At 42.0% G+C, this 17,573-nt stretch carries 19 protein-coding genes and 1 rRNA gene; 9 read left to right on the top strand and 11 right to left on the bottom strand.

The genetic code is table 11. The features are described from left to right. Positions 1-228: 228 nt before the first annotated feature. From QMF79_RS02025 to QMF79_RS02015, 3 genes are all read right to left on the bottom strand, one after another. A complete protein-coding gene (locus QMF79_RS02025) occupies positions 229-1,500 on the bottom strand; it encodes an HlyC/CorC family transporter (protein WP_111313203.1) in 1,272 nt (423 codons plus the stop codon). A gap of 91 nt (positions 1,501-1,591) precedes the next feature. Beyond that, the gene (locus QMF79_RS02020; RefSeq protein WP_111313202.1) at positions 1,592-2,383 is read right to left on the bottom strand and encodes a cytochrome C assembly family protein; all 792 of its coding nucleotides are present in this window, start codon (positions 2,381-2,383) and stop codon (positions 1,592-1,594) included. A gap of 149 nt (positions 2,384-2,532) precedes the next feature. Continuing rightward, on the bottom strand, positions 2,533-3,183 hold the full coding sequence (locus QMF79_RS02015; protein ID WP_281772563.1) for a DUF4328 domain-containing protein: 651 nt from the start codon (positions 3,181-3,183) through the stop codon (positions 2,533-2,535). 154 nt (positions 3,184-3,337) lie between these two features. Between QMF79_RS02015 and yceD the strand changes: the two genes are divergently transcribed. The 8 genes from yceD to yggU all read left to right on the top strand — a co-directional run bounded on the left by yceD (position 3,338) and on the right by yggU (position 8,429). Next, positions 3,338-3,862, top strand: a complete 525-nt coding sequence (gene yceD / locus QMF79_RS02010; RefSeq protein ID WP_281772562.1) for a 23S rRNA accumulation protein YceD — start codon at positions 3,338-3,340, stop codon at positions 3,860-3,862. A gap of 16 nt (positions 3,863-3,878) precedes the next feature. Continuing rightward, a complete protein-coding gene (gene rpmF, locus QMF79_RS02005; RefSeq protein WP_005598552.1) occupies positions 3,879-4,049 on the top strand; it encodes a 50S ribosomal protein L32 in 171 nt (56 codons plus the stop codon). A gap of 20 nt (positions 4,050-4,069) precedes the next feature. Beyond that, a complete protein-coding gene (plsX, locus tag QMF79_RS02000) occupies positions 4,070-5,095 on the top strand; it encodes a phosphate acyltransferase PlsX (RefSeq protein WP_281772561.1) in 1,026 nt (341 codons plus the stop codon). Between the two features lie 109 nt (positions 5,096-5,204). Beyond that, positions 5,205-6,155 carry a beta-ketoacyl-ACP synthase III gene (locus QMF79_RS01995; protein ID WP_281772560.1) on the top strand — a complete coding sequence of 317 codons (951 nt, stop codon included), beginning with the start codon at positions 5,205-5,207 and terminating at the stop codon, positions 6,153-6,155. A 149-nt stretch (positions 6,156-6,304) separates the two neighbouring features. Further along, complete coding sequence (trmB, locus tag QMF79_RS01990; RefSeq protein ID WP_281772559.1) at positions 6,305-7,054, top strand: tRNA (guanosine(46)-N7)-methyltransferase TrmB; 750 nt, start codon at positions 6,305-6,307, stop codon at positions 7,052-7,054. A gap of 101 nt (positions 7,055-7,155) precedes the next feature. Continuing rightward, entirely contained in the window at positions 7,156-7,497 is a 342-nt protein-coding gene (locus tag QMF79_RS01985) for a YggL family protein (protein WP_281772558.1), read from the top strand. An 87-nt stretch (positions 7,498-7,584) separates the two neighbouring features. Continuing rightward, positions 7,585-8,121, top strand: a complete 537-nt coding sequence (locus tag QMF79_RS01980) for a YggT family protein (protein ID WP_281772557.1) — start codon at positions 7,585-7,587, stop codon at positions 8,119-8,121. Then, entirely contained in the window at positions 8,121-8,429 is a 309-nt protein-coding gene (yggU, locus tag QMF79_RS01975) for a DUF167 family protein YggU (protein WP_040218138.1), read from the top strand. The genes QMF79_RS01980 and yggU overlap by 1 nt, the downstream gene beginning before the upstream one ends. Positions 8,430-8,453: 24 nt before the next feature. Here the strand turns inward: yggU and QMF79_RS01970 are convergent, their stop codons facing one another. From QMF79_RS01970 to QMF79_RS01935, 8 genes are all read right to left on the bottom strand, one after another. Then, complete coding sequence (locus tag QMF79_RS01970) at positions 8,454-9,296, bottom strand: patatin-like phospholipase family protein (RefSeq protein ID WP_281772556.1); 843 nt, start codon at positions 9,294-9,296, stop codon at positions 8,454-8,456. A gap of 93 nt (positions 9,297-9,389) precedes the next feature. Then, on the bottom strand, positions 9,390-9,713 hold the full coding sequence (locus QMF79_RS01965; protein WP_281772555.1) for a zinc ribbon domain-containing protein YjdM: 324 nt from the start codon (positions 9,711-9,713) through the stop codon (positions 9,390-9,392). A gap of 89 nt (positions 9,714-9,802) precedes the next feature. Further along, positions 9,803-11,110, bottom strand: a complete 1,308-nt coding sequence (locus tag QMF79_RS01960; RefSeq protein ID WP_281772554.1) for a sodium ion-translocating decarboxylase subunit beta — start codon at positions 11,108-11,110, stop codon at positions 9,803-9,805. Positions 11,111-11,174: 64 nt separating this feature from the next. Further along, positions 11,175-12,992 (bottom strand): sodium-extruding oxaloacetate decarboxylase subunit alpha, encoded by a 1,818-nt coding sequence (oadA, locus tag QMF79_RS01955; RefSeq protein WP_281772553.1) that lies wholly within the window; start codon positions 12,990-12,992, stop codon positions 11,175-11,177. Positions 12,993-13,013: 21 nt separating this feature from the next. After that, positions 13,014-13,271 (bottom strand): oxaloacetate decarboxylase subunit gamma, encoded by a 258-nt coding sequence (locus QMF79_RS01950; RefSeq protein WP_281772552.1) that lies wholly within the window; start codon positions 13,269-13,271, stop codon positions 13,014-13,016. A gap of 187 nt (positions 13,272-13,458) precedes the next feature. After that, positions 13,459-14,733, bottom strand: coding sequence for an SLC13 family permease (locus QMF79_RS01945; protein WP_281772551.1), 1,275 nt, complete (start codon positions 14,731-14,733; stop codon positions 13,459-13,461). Positions 14,734-14,868: 135 nt separating this feature from the next. Then, a complete protein-coding gene (locus QMF79_RS01940; protein ID WP_281772550.1) occupies positions 14,869-15,714 on the bottom strand; it encodes a DNA ligase in 846 nt (281 codons plus the stop codon). A gap of 114 nt (positions 15,715-15,828) precedes the next feature. Next, complete coding sequence (locus QMF79_RS01935; protein WP_281772549.1) at positions 15,829-16,665, bottom strand: DUF5718 family protein; 837 nt, start codon at positions 16,663-16,665, stop codon at positions 15,829-15,831. Between the two features lie 472 nt (positions 16,666-17,137). On the opposite strand from QMF79_RS01935, the gene QMF79_RS01930 reads away from it, so the two are divergent. After that, positions 17,138-17,573 (top strand): 16S ribosomal RNA (locus QMF79_RS01930); the annotation flags it as partial.

The following is a 17,573-nucleotide window of genomic DNA, read 5'->3' as shown; positions in this document are numbered from 1 at the left end:
TAAAGAAGAGGAATATAAAATTTTGATGGGTTTTTAGTAAATTTACTAGTCTATTATTCTATATATTTGAGATAATAATAGATGTTTATGCTAAAAATTATCTTATTCTAGTTTTTGTGATAAGTTTGAGGATTAAAAAGTAGAGGGAAAGTTTGTTTTTTAATTGGATAAAAAACAAGCGGTGAGATTTGCAAAATATTGTACAAATCTACCGCTTGAAAGGAGATATTAATTTTCTGTATCAAGCAGCGGCTCAACTTTCGCTTGTTTTACCATATTATCTGCCACTTCTAACACCGTAATTTTCAGGTTATAGAGCTCAAATACCGTATCTTCATCAGGAATTTTTTCCAAGTGTTCGAGAATCAAACCGTTGAAGGTGCGGACTTCATCCACAGGCAGTTGCCAGCCAAAGAGTTTGTTCAGATCGCGTAAATTTGCAGAGCCTTCGATAATCACTGTGCCGTCTGCTTGCTGTTTGACCTCTTCTTCAAGCGTTGGGGCGGTTGAAGTGGTAAATTCGCCCACAATCTCTTCTAAAATATCTTCTAGCGTGACTAAGCCTTTGATATCACCGTATTCATCAACCACCAAGCCGATTCGCTCTTTATTTGCTTTGAAGTTCATTAATTGCGTAGTCAGCGAGGTGCCTTCAGGGATGAAATAGACCTCATCCACAGCACGAATCAGCATCTCTTTAGTGAACTCGTTTCGCTCTAACATTAAGCGGAACGCCTCACGTACGCGAAGCATCCCCAGCACGTTTTTGTCCATATTGCCTTTGTAGATCACTACGCGAGTGTGAGCGGCACCTGTGAGCTGACGCATAATCGCTTTCCAGTCGTCGTCGATGTCAATTCCGCCAATGTCATTGCGAGGCACCATAATATCTTCGACTGTCACTTTTTCCATATCCAAAATGGAAACGAGCATCTCTTGGTGTTCGGTTGGAATAAATTTCCCTGCTTCAAGCACTACACCACGCAGTTCTTCTGCACTTAAGCCTTGGTTTTCATCCTTATGAATGCGGAAGAGCTTCATTAAGCCGTTGATGATTAAGTTCATCAAAAAGACTAATGGTAGGATGATTTTTTTAAGTGGAACAAGAATGTAGCTAACAAAAAAGCCGATACGCTCAGGGTAAATTGCAGCAATGGTTTTCGGCAGAATCTCAGCGAAAACCAACATTACAAAGGTCAGAATACCTGTCGCCGCAGCAACTCCCGCATCACCTGCAATACGCATACCAATCATGGTTGCAATCGCTGAGGCAGCAATGTTTACAAGGTTATTACAGATTAAGATAAAACTTAATAAAACATCGGTTTTTTCAAGTAGTTTGCTGGCTAAAATCGCACCTTTATGCCCTTGTTCGGCAAGGTGTTTCATTTTGTAGCGGTTAAGTGACATTAGCCCTGTTTCAGAGCCAGAGAAGAATGCCGAGAGGGCTAAAAGAATGGCAAGTGTGATAAAAAGCGTACTCAGGGGGATACTGTCCAAAATAAATTTCCTATGTTTGTAAATATTCAAGCGGTTGAGTTTTGTTGGTATTTTGCAAAAACAAAATAAATTTAACCGCTTACCGTTCTGGCTATTTCACCAGATGACTACCAAAATAGCCGATTGTGAGTAATATCATACCCGAAATTGAGTAAATAAGCACCCGATTTCCACGCCAGCGGAATTTCCACTGTCCAAGCAGTTGCACCGCATAAATAATCCACGCCAGTGAGGTGAAAATCGCTTTATGCACTTGCTCAGGAGCAAAGAAATTGTGCAGATAAATCATTCCCGATATAAGTGCTACTGTCAGCATTGCTTGCGCTGCAAGGGTGAGCGTGAAAAAATGGCGTTCAACAGTCATCAATGGCGGCAGCATTGAACAGAAAAAGAGCTTTTTGCTTTTAAGCTTTTGATCGAGCCATTTAAGTTGCAGTGCATAAATAAACGCCAAGAAAAAGAGGGCGTAAGAGAACAAGGCTATGCCTAAATGGAAGATAAGCCCCGCATTTTCGGCAATATTTTTTGTAAAGTTACCTGTTGCAATTAGGCTTACTGCTACGCTACAAATCCCGAAAGTGTAAACAATCATCAGCGGAAACCAGATGGTTCGCCATTTGAGCAAGGTAAGGGTTGCAAAAGCACTTAATAACAGGCTCATCAAAGCATTAACATTGGCAAGCGTGAAGTTCTGCCCTTCGCTTAAAAGCAACTCTTGCGAGGTGCTAATAAAGTGGCAAAGCACGGCAACTAAGCCAATGGAAAAAACGGCTTTAATATTCGGTTTTTTATTGCTATTTTGGTTTTCAATATTTGCCAATGTAGGAGTAATCCAGAGCAAGGCTGCAATGTAAGCGATAATGGCAAAGATGGAAAAAATCATAAAATGTTCTCTAATTAAGAATCGTTGTCAAATAATGCTTAAGGTAGCAGTTTTTTTGGATCTTTTCTATCTTTGAATGAAATAAGCGGTTATTTTCAGTTAATTTTTTGCAAATTGTTTTGAGAAAATAACCGCTTGAAAGAGATTGATTAGGTTTTTTCTGATTCTGAGACGGTATCTTGATAATCTAATTGCATACGATTAACGTGTTTTACAACAGATAGAAAAGCAATCGTTGCACCAATACTCATAAGACCTGAAAAAGTAGAAAGGCTAGTTAAAAAGCTGAGTTCCCCAAGCGTTGGATTTTCCAATCGCAAAGAAAGTTTGAAATAAGCATTATCTACAATTGTTGAAACAATCCATAACCCCCACCACACTTTTAATAATGTAGGCGAAGAGGGTAATGACCAATTTTTAGGATTTTGGCTTGCAAACCATGTTTCTTTCATTGTTTGGTAAGGTTTTACTAAATTCATAAGTGGAACAAAATACCACCAGATACAGCTGGCATCACTAAATTTTAAGTTCTTAGCACCCCAAACACGTAATCTCTTATGGCTACGATATAACCAAATTCCCGCGTTGATGAAAACTGTAATAAGAAGAATGAAAAGGATAATATTAAATACGGCTGTGTAGTTGTCAAAAGCATCGATGTACTCAGAGATAACTCCATTTTCAATATCATGAATAAATTTTAATGCGATAAGGTCATTCGCAACACTAATGACAAGAAAGATTAAATACGCACTTAATAAGCTAACTAGGAGAGTAGTGTTGTTTTTTATAACTTGCATAAATTGCCTTGTTTGAAAAGAAAATAAACAGCAGAATTATAACGAATTCGACATTGTTTAGAAATAAAGCCTAACGAGTAAAGTAAGAGAATTTTATTAAAAAGCCGATTTTCCTTTTGACTATTTGACGTTCTATCTGTAATATATCGACCCTATGCAAAAGGTAAAACTACCCCTAACAATTGACCCATATAAAGATGCTCAGCGTCGAATGGATTACGAAGGCTACTTTCCAGTAAGTCTTTTAAGCCGTTTGGGTGAATCTGTTGGTCAAGTGCTAAGCGATGCACAAGTTACTCTCTCGTTATATGTTGATCCGCAAAAACTCGTAGTGATTAAAGGCACGGCGACAGTTGATGTGGAGCTTGACTGCCAACGTTGTGGTAACCCATTTACGCAAACGCTCGACTGCACATTTTGTTTCAGTCCAGTGTCAAATATGAATCAGGCGGACGATTTGCCCGAAATTTATGAGCCGATTGAAATTAATGAGTTCGGTGAAGTAAATTTACTAGATATGATTGAAGATGAGTTTATCATTGAATTGCCTCTAGTCCCGATGCATGATGCTGCACACTGTGAAGTGTCCACGCAGGAACAGGTTTTTGGCGAATTGCCTGAAGAACTGGCGAAAAAACCGAACCCGTTCGCTGTATTAGCTAATTTAAAAAAGAACTAACTTAGGAGTATAGCCAATGGCTGTTCAACAAAATAAAAAATCTCGTTCACGTCGTGATATGCGTCGTTCACACGATGCATTAACAACTGCTGCAGTATCAGTAGACAAAACAACTGGTGAAACTCACTTACGTCACCACGTTACTGCTGACGGTTACTACCGTGGTCGTAAAGTAATCAACAAGTAATTCCTTTTTAGAGGTTTAACTTGAATCATCTAACTCTTGCGTTAGATGTAATGGGCGGGGACTTTGGTCCCCGTATTACTATGCCCGCCGTACAAAAAGCATTGGAGTCTAACCCAAGGCTAACTTTTCTTTTATTTGGTGATCAGCAACAGGTTGATCCAATTCTGCAAACTTTTCCAGAAGCACTACAATCTCGCATTCAATTTCAGCATACAGACAAAACCATTGATCCCGAAGTTTCTTTTTCGGTTGCAATGCGTCAAAGCAAAAACAGTTCTATGCGTTTAGCTATTGAAGCGGTTGCCAATGGGCAAGCGGATGGCTGTGTAAGTGGCGGTAATACGGGTGCTCTGCTTGGCTTGGCAAAATTATTGATTGCCCCGCTGCCGAATATTGATCGCCCAGCACTCACTTCGCTTATTCCAACCATGAATGGTAAATCTACTGTGATGCTCGATTTAGGGGCGAATGTAGAGGTCAATCAAAAGCAACTTCTTCAATTTGCTGAAATGGGCAATATTTTTGCTCAAACCATTTTGGGCTTAGTTTATCCTCGTCTTGCTTTGCTTAATATCGGCACGGAAGAGAGCAAAGGCACGCAAGTATTGCGAGATGTAAACAAAATTCTGCACAGACGTTATGACATCAATTATTGCGGATTTATTGAAAGCGATAAGCTAATGAATTATTTGACGGATGTGATTGTCTGTGATGGTTTTAGCGGTAATATGGCGTTGAAAGCATTAGAAGGTGCCGCAAAAAATATCATCTCTTTACATAAAGAAAAAGGGAGTTCTCATCTCTGTTCGTTGGTCAAAAATTTCTTTATGAAAGCATTTTTGTATCGTTACTATCGCAAGTTGCAAGAAATCAACCCAGACAGACATAACGGAGCGACTTTGCTTGGTTTATCAAAAGTAGTGGTAAAAAGCCATGGTGGAGCGAGTGCTAATGCTTTTTTCTATGCGATTGAGTATGCCATTCAGCAGATTGAGCACAAAATCCCTGAACGTATTCAGCAAAAATTGGTGAGTTTAGCTCATTGATTTGCAAAACTTTCCCTAAAATCGCCTGCTTGTTTTCCTATAAATTTTGACTATTTCAGGCTATAATAGCCAAATTTTCCATAATTAAAAATATCGTTGAGAACAAAATATGAACAGCAAAATTTTAGCGACAGGGAGTTATTTACCTAAGCAAGTTCGAACCAATGCTGATTTAGAAAAGATGGTGGACACTTCAGATGAGTGGATTATCACCCGTTCAGGTATGAAAGAACGCCGTATCGCAACGCCAGATGAAACCGTTGCGACAATGGGTTTTGAAGCAGCAAAACGATGTTTAGAGCAAGTTAATTTAGATCCACAAGAGATTGATTTAATTATTGTAGGCACAACGAGCAACTCACATGCTTATCCAAGTGCTGCTTGTCAAATTCAAGGCTTGCTTGGTATTGAAGATGCAATCTCATTTGATGTTGCGGCAGCTTGCACAGGCTTTGTATACGCATTAAGCGTCGCCGATCAATTCGTCCGCACAGGCAAAGTGAAAAAGGCGTTAGTTGTGGGAGCTGACCTCAACTCTCGCAAATTAGACGAAACCGACCGCAGCACAGTGGTGCTTTTCGGTGATGGTGCAGGTGCAGTCATTTTAGAAGCAAGCGAAGAACAAGGCATTATCTCGACCCATTTACATGCTTCAGCTGACACTAAAGAATCGCTTGTGTTACCAAATGCTGAACGTGGTGAGGCGAATTCAGGCTTTATCTCGATGCAAGGTAACTCAACTTTTAAATTGGCAGTTCGTGAGCTTTCGAATGTGGTCGAAGAAACTTTACGTGAAAATAATTTAGATAAAAGTGAATTAGATTGGCTTGTGCCTCACCAAGCAAATTTACGCATTATCACTGCAACCGCAGAAAAATTAGAGATGTCGTTAGATCAAGTGGTGATCACGGTAGATCGCTACGGTAATATTAGTGCAGCAACCATTCCTGTGGCATTAGATGAAGCTGTGCGTGATGGACGTATTCAACGTGGTCAACTATTGTTGCTTGAAGCTTTCGGTGGTGGCTGGACTTGGGGTTCAGCGTTAGTGCGGTTTTAATAATTTTTGTAGGGAGAAATAGAGTTCACGCACGTAAGCGGTTGATTTTCTAATTATTTTCCCGAAACGTATGTGAATTTTTAATCCATACACCCTACACTAAAATACCAAAAGTACTGAATTTTCAGTGCTTTTTTATTGAGAGAAAAATGTCAGAAAAAATTACTTTTGCAGATAAAAAGCGTAAAACCGTTGAACAGGCGGAGTTTACCGAAGATGGACGCTACTTACGGAAAGTGCGTAGTTTCGTATTGCGAACTGGACGTTTGAGCGATTATCAACGCGATATGATGAACAATAACTGGGCAAATTTAGGCTTAGATTATCAAAATACCCCTTTCGATTTCCAAGCTATTTTTGGCAACAACAACCCTGTTATTCTTGAAATTGGCTTCGGAATGGGGCGCTCACTCGTCGAAATGGCGGAGCAAAATCCAGATCGTAACTATATTGGGATCGAAGTTCACACACCTGGTGTGGGGGCTTGTATTGCGTATGCCCTAGAAAAAGGCGTGAAAAATTTACGCGTGATTTGTCACGACGCGACCGAAATTCTACGTGATAGCGTTGCCGATGGCATATTAGGTGGCTTGCAACTTTATTTCCCTGACCCGTGGCAGAAAGCAAAGCACCACAAGCGCCGTATTGTACAACCTGAATTTATCACTCTCGTATTAACCAAACTTCGCTCGAATGGTTTTATTCATTTTGCGACCGACTGGGAAAACTACGCAGAACATATGCTTGAAGTCTTACGCCAATTTGAAAATGAATTAGAGAACACTTCGGCAACGAATGATTTTATTCCTCGTCCTGATTTCCGCCCATTGACTAAATTCGAAGAGCGTGGGCATCGCCTCGGTCATGGCGTTTGGGATTTATATTTTCTCAAAAAGTAATAAACAAGCGGTGAAAAAGGCTTGAAAAATCGCAAAATGTAACCATCTTTTGCCCAATCAAGTTTCGCCAATTTCAACGAACATTCCATAAGGAGAAAAATATGGCTATTCAACGTAACGCACGTCAGCGTAAAAAAATGCACTTAGCAGAATTCCAAGAATTAGGCTTTTTAGTAAAATTTAACTTTGCGGAAAACACAGGTATCGACCAAATTGATGCAACCGTTGATCGTTTTATCGACGAAGTGATCAAAGCAAACGGTCTTGCTTATGAAGGCAACGGCTACCTCGCTTGGGAAGGTTTAGTATGCTTAGAAAAAATTGGCAAATGTGATGAATCACACCGTCAATTAGTGAAAACTTGGTTAGAAAACAATGGCTTACAAAACGTACAAGTAAGCGAATTATTCGATATTTGGTGGGATTTCCCAGCAGAAGCTTAATTAAGTATTTTCATCTCGAGCGGTCAATTTTTGCAAAAGTTTTACAGAAATTGACCGCTTGCTTATATTAGATTAAAAGGAAATAAAATGGAAATAATCGGTTCAATTTTGTCGGTCATTATCGGCTTTTTCACCTTTATTTTAATTCTACGTTCTTGGCTAGAATTTTGTCGCATAGATCCTCGAATGCCACTTTCACAATCATTATTGAGAATGAGCGAACCTGTACTTGCTCCTATCAAAAAAGTCATCCCAACCCGCAAAGGCATCAACTTCTCAGCGATTTTATTAGCAGTAGTGTTACTGATGGCAGAAAAATGGATCGTATTTGGCTTATCTGTTCCACTTGCTGTATTGGCAGGAGTATTAGGTGTGCTTAAAACCTTTGGGCAAATGCTCTTCTTTACCACCTTAATTCGAGCTTTAATGAGCTGGGTGACTCAAGGAAACCATCCGCTTGACTATATGGTGGCACAAATCACTGAGCCTGTCTTAGGTATTATCCGCCGTATCTTACCTCGCACGGGAATGTTAGATTTCTCTGTAATGGTACTTGGCTTTGCGTTAATTTTGCTAAACAACGTGTTCTACAATATTTTCGGCGTATTATGGGCAATTGCATAATGCAAGCGGTTGAAAAAGTAGAAAATCCTGACGGCATTCGGTTGCGAATTCTCCTGCAGCCGAAAGCCAGCCGCGATCAAATTGTCGGCTTACACGATGGCGAGCTAAAAATTGCCATTACTGCCCCGCCTGTGGATGGCGCAGCAAATGCTCATCTGCTTAAATATCTCAGCAAATTGTTTAAAGTCCCGAAAAGTAGCATTGTGCTAGAAAAAGGCGAGTTGCAACGGCATAAACAGATTTTTGTGCCAAGCCCGAAGCTGATGCCGAGGGAGATTGAAAATGTATTACAATCAACAAGCGGTTAGAAATTTCCGACCGCTTGCAATTTTCTATTTCTCCAAAAACGCCTGCAAATTCTCCCACTCTCTTTGCATATCACTCACGCCTAAATCATACATTGCTTGCAACTTATTCGGATCTTTCTCTACTCGTTTTACGCTTAAATCGACCGAAGGGCGGATCACAAAAATTTCGCTTTTTTTTTCTTGCTCGATGATGCTTTCGACTTGTTCGTTATACATCGCATAGCGGTTGTTTACCGCTTCGGCGAATTTGGGGTATTTACGATACCAAAGTTTGGCAAGTATCGGATTGGGTTTAGATTTGCGGTAATCAAGCGTGCGAGTAAGCACTACGATGATTTTGTCGTAGCCCATTTTTTTCATTTGCTCAAGTGGGATGGAGTCGGCAATCGCACCGTCAAGATAAGGTACACCATTGATTTCGACAGGCATTGAAACATAAGGCATTGCGGAAGTGGCTCTCAGCACTTCCATTTGAGCCAGTGGATCAGTCAGTTTGACATATTCTGCCTGAGCTGTGTTTAGATTGGTAATAGTGGCGTAGAAATCCATCTGTGTTTGTTGGAAAGTGGTATTATCAAAAACATCTTGTTTAAATGGCACTTCGTAAAAGGCAAACGCTTTGCTGATAATATTACCCGTTTTAATCAGATTTTTTAGGCTTACATAGCGGCTATCAGGCATAAATTTTTTGTTGTAGCGAATAGCTCGGCCTTTTTGTTTAGAGGGGTAATTTACGCCGAACAATGCCCCCGCTGAAACTGAGATAACACCATCCACCCAAAAATCTTTATCTAAAAAAGTATCAAGCACGCCTGCGGTGTACATACCTCGCATCGCACCACCTTCGAGTACTAAGCCAATTTTCATCTGCTTTCCTTATAATGATTATTTGAAATAGTTATGTTTGCTTATAAAAAAATGGCGGACTAAAGTCCGCCGTTGGCATCTGTATATGAAAAATTACGCTTTTTTCAAAAACTCCGATTTCAGCATAATTTTGCCACAATCTACGTTGTGATCGCCGTTCACTAAGCGAATATTTTTGAATTTCGTGCCTTTTTTCAACACTTCTGATGAGCCTTTGAGTTTTAAATCTTTAATCAATAAAACATCATCGCCATCAGCTAATAAGTTGCCATTGCTGTCTTTGACAATTAGTTGATCTTCATCGTCTTCAGCCACTTCTTCGCCTGTCCATTCATAAGCACAATCTGGGCAAACGAATTGGATTGAGTCGTGGTAGGTGTTTTTGCCATTACATTTTGGGCAAGCTGGAAATGTCATTTTTAGTCCTTGAAGTTGTAAAAAGCGGTATTTTATAACGAAAGCGTATAAAAATATAGCTCTCTATGGAAGAGAGCTATAAGTCAGTTTTACATCATCACAGAAATATATTTCAACATCACCCCTGCGGCAATTGCGGAGCCGATAACGCCTGCGACGTTTGGACCCATTGCGTGCATAAGCAGGAAGTTTTGTTTGTCGTATTCTTGACCGACTTTATTCGACACACGCGCTGCCATTGGTACGGCAGAAACGCCTGCAGAGCCGATAAGCGGGTTAATTTTGTCTTTGGTGAATTTGTTCATCAATTTCGCCATTAACACACCACTTGCTGTACCGATGCCGAACGCAATCACGCCAAGCACTAAAATGCCGAGGGTTTGTGGTTGGAGGAATTTATCCGCCACTAATTTAGCCCCCACAGATAAGCCTAAGAAAATGGTCACGATGTTGATTAACGCATTTTGAGCGGTGTCGTTTAAGCGTTCTACCACGCCACTCACACGCATTAAGTTACCGAAACAGAACATACCAAGCAACGGTGCGGCATCAGGCAATAAGAGTGCCACTAACACGAGCAATACGATTGGGAAAAGAATTTTCTCACGTTTAGTGACTTCACGACCTTGCACCATACGAATGCGGCGGTCTGCATTGGTGGTTAAGGCTTTCATAATTGGCGGCTGAATAAGTGGTACTAATGCCATATAAGAGTAAGCGGCTACCGCAATTGCACCGAGCAATTCAGGGGCGAGCTTACTTGCCAAATAAATGGCGGTTGGACCGTCTGCCCCACCGATAATACCGATCGCTGCGGCTTGTGGGAGGGTGAAATCAATCACGCCAATCCAGTTAAGGGCTAATGCACCTAGCACGGTGGCGAAGATCCCAAACTGTGCTGCCGCGCCTAAAAGCAAGGTTTTCGGGTTAGAAAGGAGCGGACCGAAGTCGGTCATCGCACCCACGCCCATAAAGATTACAAGCGGAGCCACGCCGTAGCCAATCGCCACTTTATAGAATAACGCCAACACGCCAGCGGTGTAGCCCATATCACCTGCGATGACTTCAAGTTCGTTTTGCACGGAAGGCAAAGCTAAGGCAATCGCTTCTTTTAGGCTGTGAATGTCAATGTTTGGGCTGTTTACTTTGGCGGCAATAATCGCCAATTGTTCAGGCGTGCCGTGGTGTAAAAGATTATCGAGAGCTGTCATCGCCATTCCTGCCTCAGGAATGTTCGAGAGCAATCCCCCAAAACCAATCGGCAGGAGCAGAAGTGGCTCAAAGCCACGTGCAATTGCAAGCCAGAGTAGTACAAGGCTGATGATAATCATCACCGCTTGCCCCCACTCCATATGCATAATGCCCATACCTTGGAAAAGTGCAATAATGCTGTCCATATTTTGTCCTTTTCTTTGTAGGGGCGTGAATTGAAAACTCACACACCCTGCATTATTTTAAAAACTACGCCAAACTCATCATCACCTGTTCAACTGCCACAGAGTCACCTTGTTTGATGCTAATGCCTTGCACTCTGCCCGCTTTCGCTGCACAAATTTGGGTTTCCATTTTCATTGCTTCAAGAATGAGCAACACATCGCCTTCAGCTACTTGCTGACCTTCTGCCACTTCTACCTTTAAGATGGTTCCCGCCATGGGGGCTTTCACAGGTTCAGCATTTGCAGATCTTGGTGCAGATTGTACCGCTTGTGGTTCAGCTGCTGGAGCTGCAGTTGGTGTGATATGAGTAATATCGCCGCCTTCGCTCACTTTTACCACAAAGGCTTTGCCTTCGAGTTCCACAGTATAAACTGCTGGTTCGCCTGCTTTCGCTAATGGGGTTTGAGAAGCGGTTGGTTTTTCCGTAGATTTTGTAGATTCTTGACCTGTTGGTGCTGGTTCAAAGGCTGCTGGGTTATTGCGGTTTTCCAAGAATTTCCAGCCCACTTGTTGGAAGAGTGCCACAATTAACACATCGTCTACTAAGTTGCTTGAAAGAGTGATACCTTTTTCTTTGGCTTGTGTGGTTACTTCGGCGACTAATTTATCCCATTCTGGGGCAATATGATCCGCTGGGCGGTCGGTTAATGGTGTAGTACCTTCTAACACACGAGCTTGTAATGCAGCATTAACAGGGGCTGGGGTTTTACCGTATTCGCCTTTTAAGATGCCTGCAGTTTCTTTGGCGATGGTTTTGTAACGTTCACCCATCAATACGTTCATTACCGATTGAGTACCAACAATTTGTGAGGTTGGTGTTACTAATGGAATGTAGCCTAACTCTTCACGCACACGTGGAATTTCTTGCAACACAAGATCGAGTTTGTCAGAGGCATTTTGTTGGCGGAGTTGGTTTTCAAGGTTGGTGAGCATTCCACCTGGTACTTGTGCCACTAAAATACGGCTGTCGATACCACGGAGTTGTCCTTCAAATTTCGCATATTTTTTACGCACATTGCGGAAGTAAGCAGAGATTTTTTCTAACGCTGGAATGTTCAAGCCTGTGTCGTATGGGGTGCCTTGTAGAGTGGCGACAATTGACTCAGTGGCTGGGTGTCCGTAAGTGCCAGACATAGAAGAGATGGAAGTATCTACGCCATCCACGCCTGCTTCAATCGCTTTTAACAACGCCATTTCCGCCATCCCTGTGGTGGAGTGGCAGTGTAAGTGAAGCTCGACATCAAATTGTTTTTTAATCGCCCTCACTAATTCTTGCGCTGCCATCGGGGTAAGAATGCCTGACATATCTTTGATGACAAGGGAGTCAATGCCGATTTCAAGTAGTTGTTCTGTTACCTCTAACCACGTTTGCAATGTATGTACAGGGCTAGTAGTGTAGCTCAAGGTGCCTTGTGCGTGTGCACCTTGTTTTTTAACCGCTTGTAGGGCTTGTTTCATATTACGTGGGTCGTTTAACGCATCGAACACGCGGAACACATCCATACCGTTTGCCACAGAGCGTTCGATGAATTTATCGACTACATCGTCTGCATAGTGGCGGTAGCCCAACAGGTTTTGACCACGTAGTAACATTTGCAGCGGGGTGTTTGGAATGGCTTTTTTCAATTCACGCAAACGCACCCACGGATCTTCGCCTAAAAAACGAATGCAGCTATCAAAAGTTGCGCCGCCCCATGCTTCTAAAGACCAATAGCCGATTTTGTCGAGTTCAGCGGCAATCGGCAACATATCATCTAAACGTAAACGGGTAGCAAAAAGTGATTGGTGGGCATCGCGTAATACCACGTCAGTGATGGCAATTTTTTTGGGTTGAGTTGTCATAATTCAAATCCTTCTGATAATTTATAAACCTTGTTTTCTTCTGTGATGTGCAATGGCGACAACAATCACAGGGCGTAAACGCTCGAGATCATCTTGAATAGGTGGCGTTGGCACTTTAGGTTTGCTTATTGGAGTGGGGATAGGTTCGGGAAGATATTGATTGATGAGCTTAGACATCAAAGCGATGGCGTAGATCAGGGTGAATAAGAAGAACATCACAAATCCCATACCAGAAATCATCAAATTGATACCTTCGCTAAAGAGTTCTGCATTGGTCATAATATTTCCTTATCGTGATTGATGAATAATTGAAGAATAATCGTGAATGAATTGGAGTGCAAAGGGTTGAAGTGAAAAGTGTGGAGTAGATCACAAAAAAATTTAAGCAAAAAAATCAAGCGGTTCATTTTTCGGAAAATTTGCAAATGTTTCCAAAAAATAACCGCTTGTGATGCCGATTATTCCGTTATGGGAAGAATGGGAAGAAAATCGGGAGCAGTATCATGGATATGATAACCGTAATGGCAATGAGTGGTAAACCTGCTTTGGTGTAATCAATAAAGCGATAGTGACCCACTGAAAGCACCATTGTGTTTGCCGGTGTGCCAATTGGAGTGGCGAAGGCACAAGAAGAACCGATTACTACCGCCATCAAGACTGCACGCGGATCAGCACTGAGCGAGCCTGCAATAGAAAGCCCAATCGGGGCGAGAAGAGCAGCCGTTGCGGTGTTCGACATAAAGTTTGTGAGTAAGCAGCTTAGTAATAAAATGGTGAGCAGTAACAAGGATGGATTGGGATTATCGCCTAGTAAGCCTAAAATCAAATGGGCGATGTCAGCACCAGCCCCTGTGCGTTGGAGGGCATCGGCAAGGGCAAGCGTTCCTGCAAATAAGAATACTACTTGGCTATCAATCGCTTGATAGGCTTGTTTTTCGGTAATGACACGCATAATGACTAAAATCAAGGCACCAATACAAGCCGAAATATAGAGTTTGATGCCGATTGCCTCTTCAAATACCATCGCAAGAAGTGTGCCGACAAGTACGAGAAGTGAGAGATATTGTTTCCATTGTGGGATTGGATTGTGGTGATTATGGAACGCATTGTATTCCTCTTCTTCCACGTGGACGTTGGGTTGCGCTGGCAAGAAACGATAGCCGATAAAGACAAAGTAGAGAATGCCCGCCACTAAAATCGGTAAACCTAATTTTGCATATTCGAAGAAGGCAAATTTTAAACCAGTTTGTGATAATACACCTTGCACTACCAAGTTGTTTGGTGAGCCTATAAGTGAAAGATTGCCTCCCAGTGTGGATGCAAATGCCATTGGCATCAACAAACGTGAGCGTGCAAAGCCCGATTTAGCCGCAATACCCAGAATCACGGGAATAAGAATGGCTGCTGTGCCCGTGTTGGATAATACACCCGACATCAAGCCAGTAATGACCATTAGCACAACCATCAATTGACGTTCACTTTTGGCAAAACGGCTGACTACGCTACCAATTTTGTTCGCCATACCTGTTTCAAATAAAGCTCCGCCGATCACAAACATTGCAACGAATAAAATCACGTTGGTATCGACAAAGCCTAAAAATGCCTCTTTCGCAGGCAATACGCCTGTGACGGCTAAACCAACGGTTACCACCATTGCGGTAACAGCAAGCGGTAGTTTTTCGAGTGCAAACATCAAAACGGCAAAGCCGAGAAAACAGAGTGTAATTACACTTGGAGTCATGGATAAGCTCCTTTGAAGGATTGAAATTTAGCTTGCTATCATACCTAACTTGAGGGGGATAGGATTGATCCAACGCAATAAAAGGCAGATTTTGGAGTGAAATAGCTTAAAATAAATACTATTTTTGTTTGTTTCCTATCTGGTTTGATCTGTGTTTATCGACATTTCATTACGCTCACGCAGGTAAGTGGCAAAGCGAGGCTTCCCTTGTTGTGTTAAACCACGATATCGGTAAGTGATTTGACTGCCAATTGCTGGCGGATTTTCTCGCACTTTATCTTTAAAGCCTGAGCCAATTCGAAAACGTCCGCGATGATTTTCACAAGTTATCGCTCCAAGATGATTGGCGTGCTTGCCTTTCCCTTGATGATGCGCAACCACAGTGCACTCTTCATCCGCTACAGGTTTCATTTTAAGAATTTGAGCCGAACGACCGTGAATATAGTGCGTATTCGGATTTCTCACCACCACACCTTCGCCGCCTTCTGCCAAAATCGCTTGATAGAATTGTTGCAAATGTGCCTGATCTTGAATGGGTATTTGCGGAATAATCTGAATGTGAGGCGAGGGCTGTTCCCGCAGATAATGTTCTAAGGTCGCCAAACGTTCAAACAGGTTTCCCGCTGCATTCGGCACATCGAAAACGTGCAGCTTTAACTCATACCAACCTTTGGGTCCCGCGGAGCGAACAATGCCAGAAATTTCTTCAAACTTACCACGCTCGCTGAAGAGTTCGCCATCAATCGCAAAAGGCGGAAAATGTTGTAGAAAATAGTCGGGCGGATTAAATGGGTTACCTTGGCGGCTGATTAACTGCTTACCATCCCAATAAGCACGTACGCCATCGAGCTTTTCACTCATTACCCAGCCTGAAATATCTTGATTTTTATATTCTTGCAGGAGCATTAAATCGGGCAATTTCGCCAGTGTTACAAGCGGTAGAAAAAGCAATACAATTTGCCAAAAGAATCGTTTGAACATAAAAAGTGCCTCCAAATGGAAGCACTATAAAAGAAAGAAAAATAGCGAACAGAAAATGTTGTGAAATTTTCGAGCGAGATCGCAAAAATAATTGGAAATTTGACCGCTTGCAGGCTATTTCACTTTTTGAATCAGCGCAGAAATGCCTTCTTCTGCGAATTGCTCCGCTTCTGCCATTGCGACGATTTGTTCGTGGCTGTATTTGGTGGCGTTATAAACTACCACGATGCTGGTGTCGCCCACTTGCAAGAAGTTGGTTTCGCCGAATGGAGTGTAGCACGTTGCGCCAATACTGATAATTGCTTGGGCAGGGTAGTTTGCTTGTTTGATCAATTCTGCAATGTGGTTCATCGGACCTTGATCGGGCTGGTTGTTCATTTTGTCGATGATCCAGTTCAACAATTTTTGGTGGAAGTAGCTGTAGCTCACTGCAGAGCTGTCTTCGCCATAAGTGTTAAGTTTGCCATCACGTTTGTGGAAGCAAGCGATGTTGTATTGGTCAAGATTACCGCCTTGTTCGAATTTATCTAATGCGATTTGTGTGGCGGAAATCCCTTTAGAGTTTGCGCCCCAGTTTTTCTTTTCACAAATTTTGCGTGCGTTCGGACGGCGGATTGAGCAGTCGTTATAAGCTGCAAAATGGGTTGGGATTAAGGTAACTACTTTGCCATCTTGATATTCAATGTTACAGATTAAAGCAACTTCGGGCTCAATTTGCAGATTGTCTGCATCGTTTGGAAAGGCGATGGAGTCGTGTGATAAAGGATAAGTAGAAAGAAATTGCTCGGTTGGGGCAAGCGTTTCGCTTGGTACATAAAAAGGGAAAATTGCTTTGGGTTGAATGGCTTCTTCTGTTTTCACTTGCAAGAAGTCCTCTGCTTCGCCCGCTTGTTCTAAATGCCCTGCAAAATTGCCCGCTACGCCTAAGCCGATGAAATGGTTGAATGTCATAAAAAGTACCTTAATAGAGTTAGAAAGTGGAGATACTTTAAAGGGATTTGGTTTGAATTACAATTATCAGAAAAACTCTTCTTCTAAAATGTATAGAAAACTATCGAAAAATGGTATTTATTCATACTTTTCGCATAAAGTTTCAACAAGTGGTAAATTTTTTAAAATTTTTTGCAGAAAGTGCTTGCACGAGTTTTATTTTTCTCTATAATGCATCCCACACAACGACGCACTGTTGTGAATGATTTAGATTGATATGCAGTGCGTCGTTTCTTTTTGTTCTTTAACAACTTATCAGACAATCTGTGTGGGCACTTGTTGATTGACTTAGTTAAAATATTTTAATTTTGAAGTCTTGATAAAAGTGCTAACTAGAAATTCATTTTTACTTTTAGATTAAATTATTTTTTTAATTTAGTTTATAGAGTAGTGAAACTAAGCTTAAGCAGTTTATTGAGCGATTAAACTTTTTGAATTGAAGAGTTTGATCATGGCTCAGATTGAACGCTGGCGGCAGGCTTAACACATGCAAGTCGAACGGTAACAGGAGAAAGCTTGCTTTCTTGCTGACGAGTGGCGGACGGGTGAGTAATGCTTGGGAATCTGGCTTATGGAGGGGGATAACTACGGGAAACTGTAGCTAATACCGCGTAAAATCTTCGGATTAAAGGGTGGGACTTTCGGGCCACCTGCCATAAGATGAGCCCAAGTGGGATTAGGTAGTTGGTTAGGTAAAGGCTGACCAAGCCGACGATCTCTAGCTGGTCTGAGAGGATGACCAGCCACACTGGAACTGAGACACGGTCCAGACTCCTACGGGAGGCAGCAGTGGGGAATATTGCGCAATGGGGGGAACCCTGACGCAGCCATGCCGCGTGAATGAAGAAGGCCTTCGGGTTGTAAAGTTC

Origin of the sequence: Pseudohaemophilus parahaemolyticus (assembly GCF_938021905.1) — a bacterium.
GTDB lineage: Bacteria > Pseudomonadota > Gammaproteobacteria > Enterobacterales > Pasteurellaceae > Haemophilus_A > Haemophilus_A parahaemolyticus_B.
This window is presented reverse-complemented; position numbering and strand designations above follow the sequence as displayed.

What these genes read in the sequence shown, in the direction of transcription:
- QMF79_RS02020 (WP_111313202.1), bottom strand. Translation starts at nt 2,383, where the DNA reads ATGATTTTTTCCATCTTTGCCATTATCGCTTACATTGCAGCCTTGCTC.
- QMF79_RS02015 (WP_281772563.1), bottom strand. Translation starts at nt 3,183, where the DNA reads ATGCAAGTTATAAAAAACAACACTACTCTCCTAGTTAGCTTATTAAGT.
- yceD (WP_281772562.1), top strand. Translation starts at nt 3,338, where the DNA reads ATGCAAAAGGTAAAACTACCCCTAACAATTGACCCATATAAAGATGCT.
- rpmF (WP_005598552.1), top strand. Translation starts at nt 3,879, where the DNA reads ATGGCTGTTCAACAAAATAAAAAATCTCGTTCACGTCGTGATATGCGT.
- QMF79_RS01995 (WP_281772560.1), top strand. Translation starts at nt 5,205, where the DNA reads ATGAACAGCAAAATTTTAGCGACAGGGAGTTATTTACCTAAGCAAGTT.
- trmB (WP_281772559.1), top strand. Translation starts at nt 6,305, where the DNA reads ATGTCAGAAAAAATTACTTTTGCAGATAAAAAGCGTAAAACCGTTGAA.
- QMF79_RS01985 (WP_281772558.1), top strand. Translation starts at nt 7,156, where the DNA reads ATGGCTATTCAACGTAACGCACGTCAGCGTAAAAAAATGCACTTAGCA.
- QMF79_RS01980 (WP_281772557.1), top strand. Translation starts at nt 7,585, where the DNA reads ATGGAAATAATCGGTTCAATTTTGTCGGTCATTATCGGCTTTTTCACC.
- yggU (WP_040218138.1), top strand. Translation starts at nt 8,121, where the DNA reads ATGCAAGCGGTTGAAAAAGTAGAAAATCCTGACGGCATTCGGTTGCGA.
- QMF79_RS01970 (WP_281772556.1), bottom strand. Translation starts at nt 9,296, where the DNA reads ATGAAAATTGGCTTAGTACTCGAAGGTGGTGCGATGCGAGGTATGTAC.
- QMF79_RS01965 (WP_281772555.1), bottom strand. Translation starts at nt 9,713, where the DNA reads ATGACATTTCCAGCTTGCCCAAAATGTAATGGCAAAAACACCTACCAC.
- QMF79_RS01960 (WP_281772554.1), bottom strand. Translation starts at nt 11,110, where the DNA reads ATGGACAGCATTATTGCACTTTTCCAAGGTATGGGCATTATGCATATG.
- oadA (WP_281772553.1), bottom strand. Translation starts at nt 12,992, where the DNA reads ATGACAACTCAACCCAAAAAAATTGCCATCACTGACGTGGTATTACGC.
- QMF79_RS01950 (WP_281772552.1), bottom strand. Translation starts at nt 13,271, where the DNA reads ATGACCAATGCAGAACTCTTTAGCGAAGGTATCAATTTGATGATTTCT.
- QMF79_RS01945 (WP_281772551.1), bottom strand. Translation starts at nt 14,733, where the DNA reads ATGACTCCAAGTGTAATTACACTCTGTTTTCTCGGCTTTGCCGTTTTG.
- QMF79_RS01940 (WP_281772550.1), bottom strand. Translation starts at nt 15,714, where the DNA reads ATGTTCAAACGATTCTTTTGGCAAATTGTATTGCTTTTTCTACCGCTT.
- QMF79_RS01935 (WP_281772549.1), bottom strand. Translation starts at nt 16,665, where the DNA reads ATGACATTCAACCATTTCATCGGCTTAGGCGTAGCGGGCAATTTTGCA.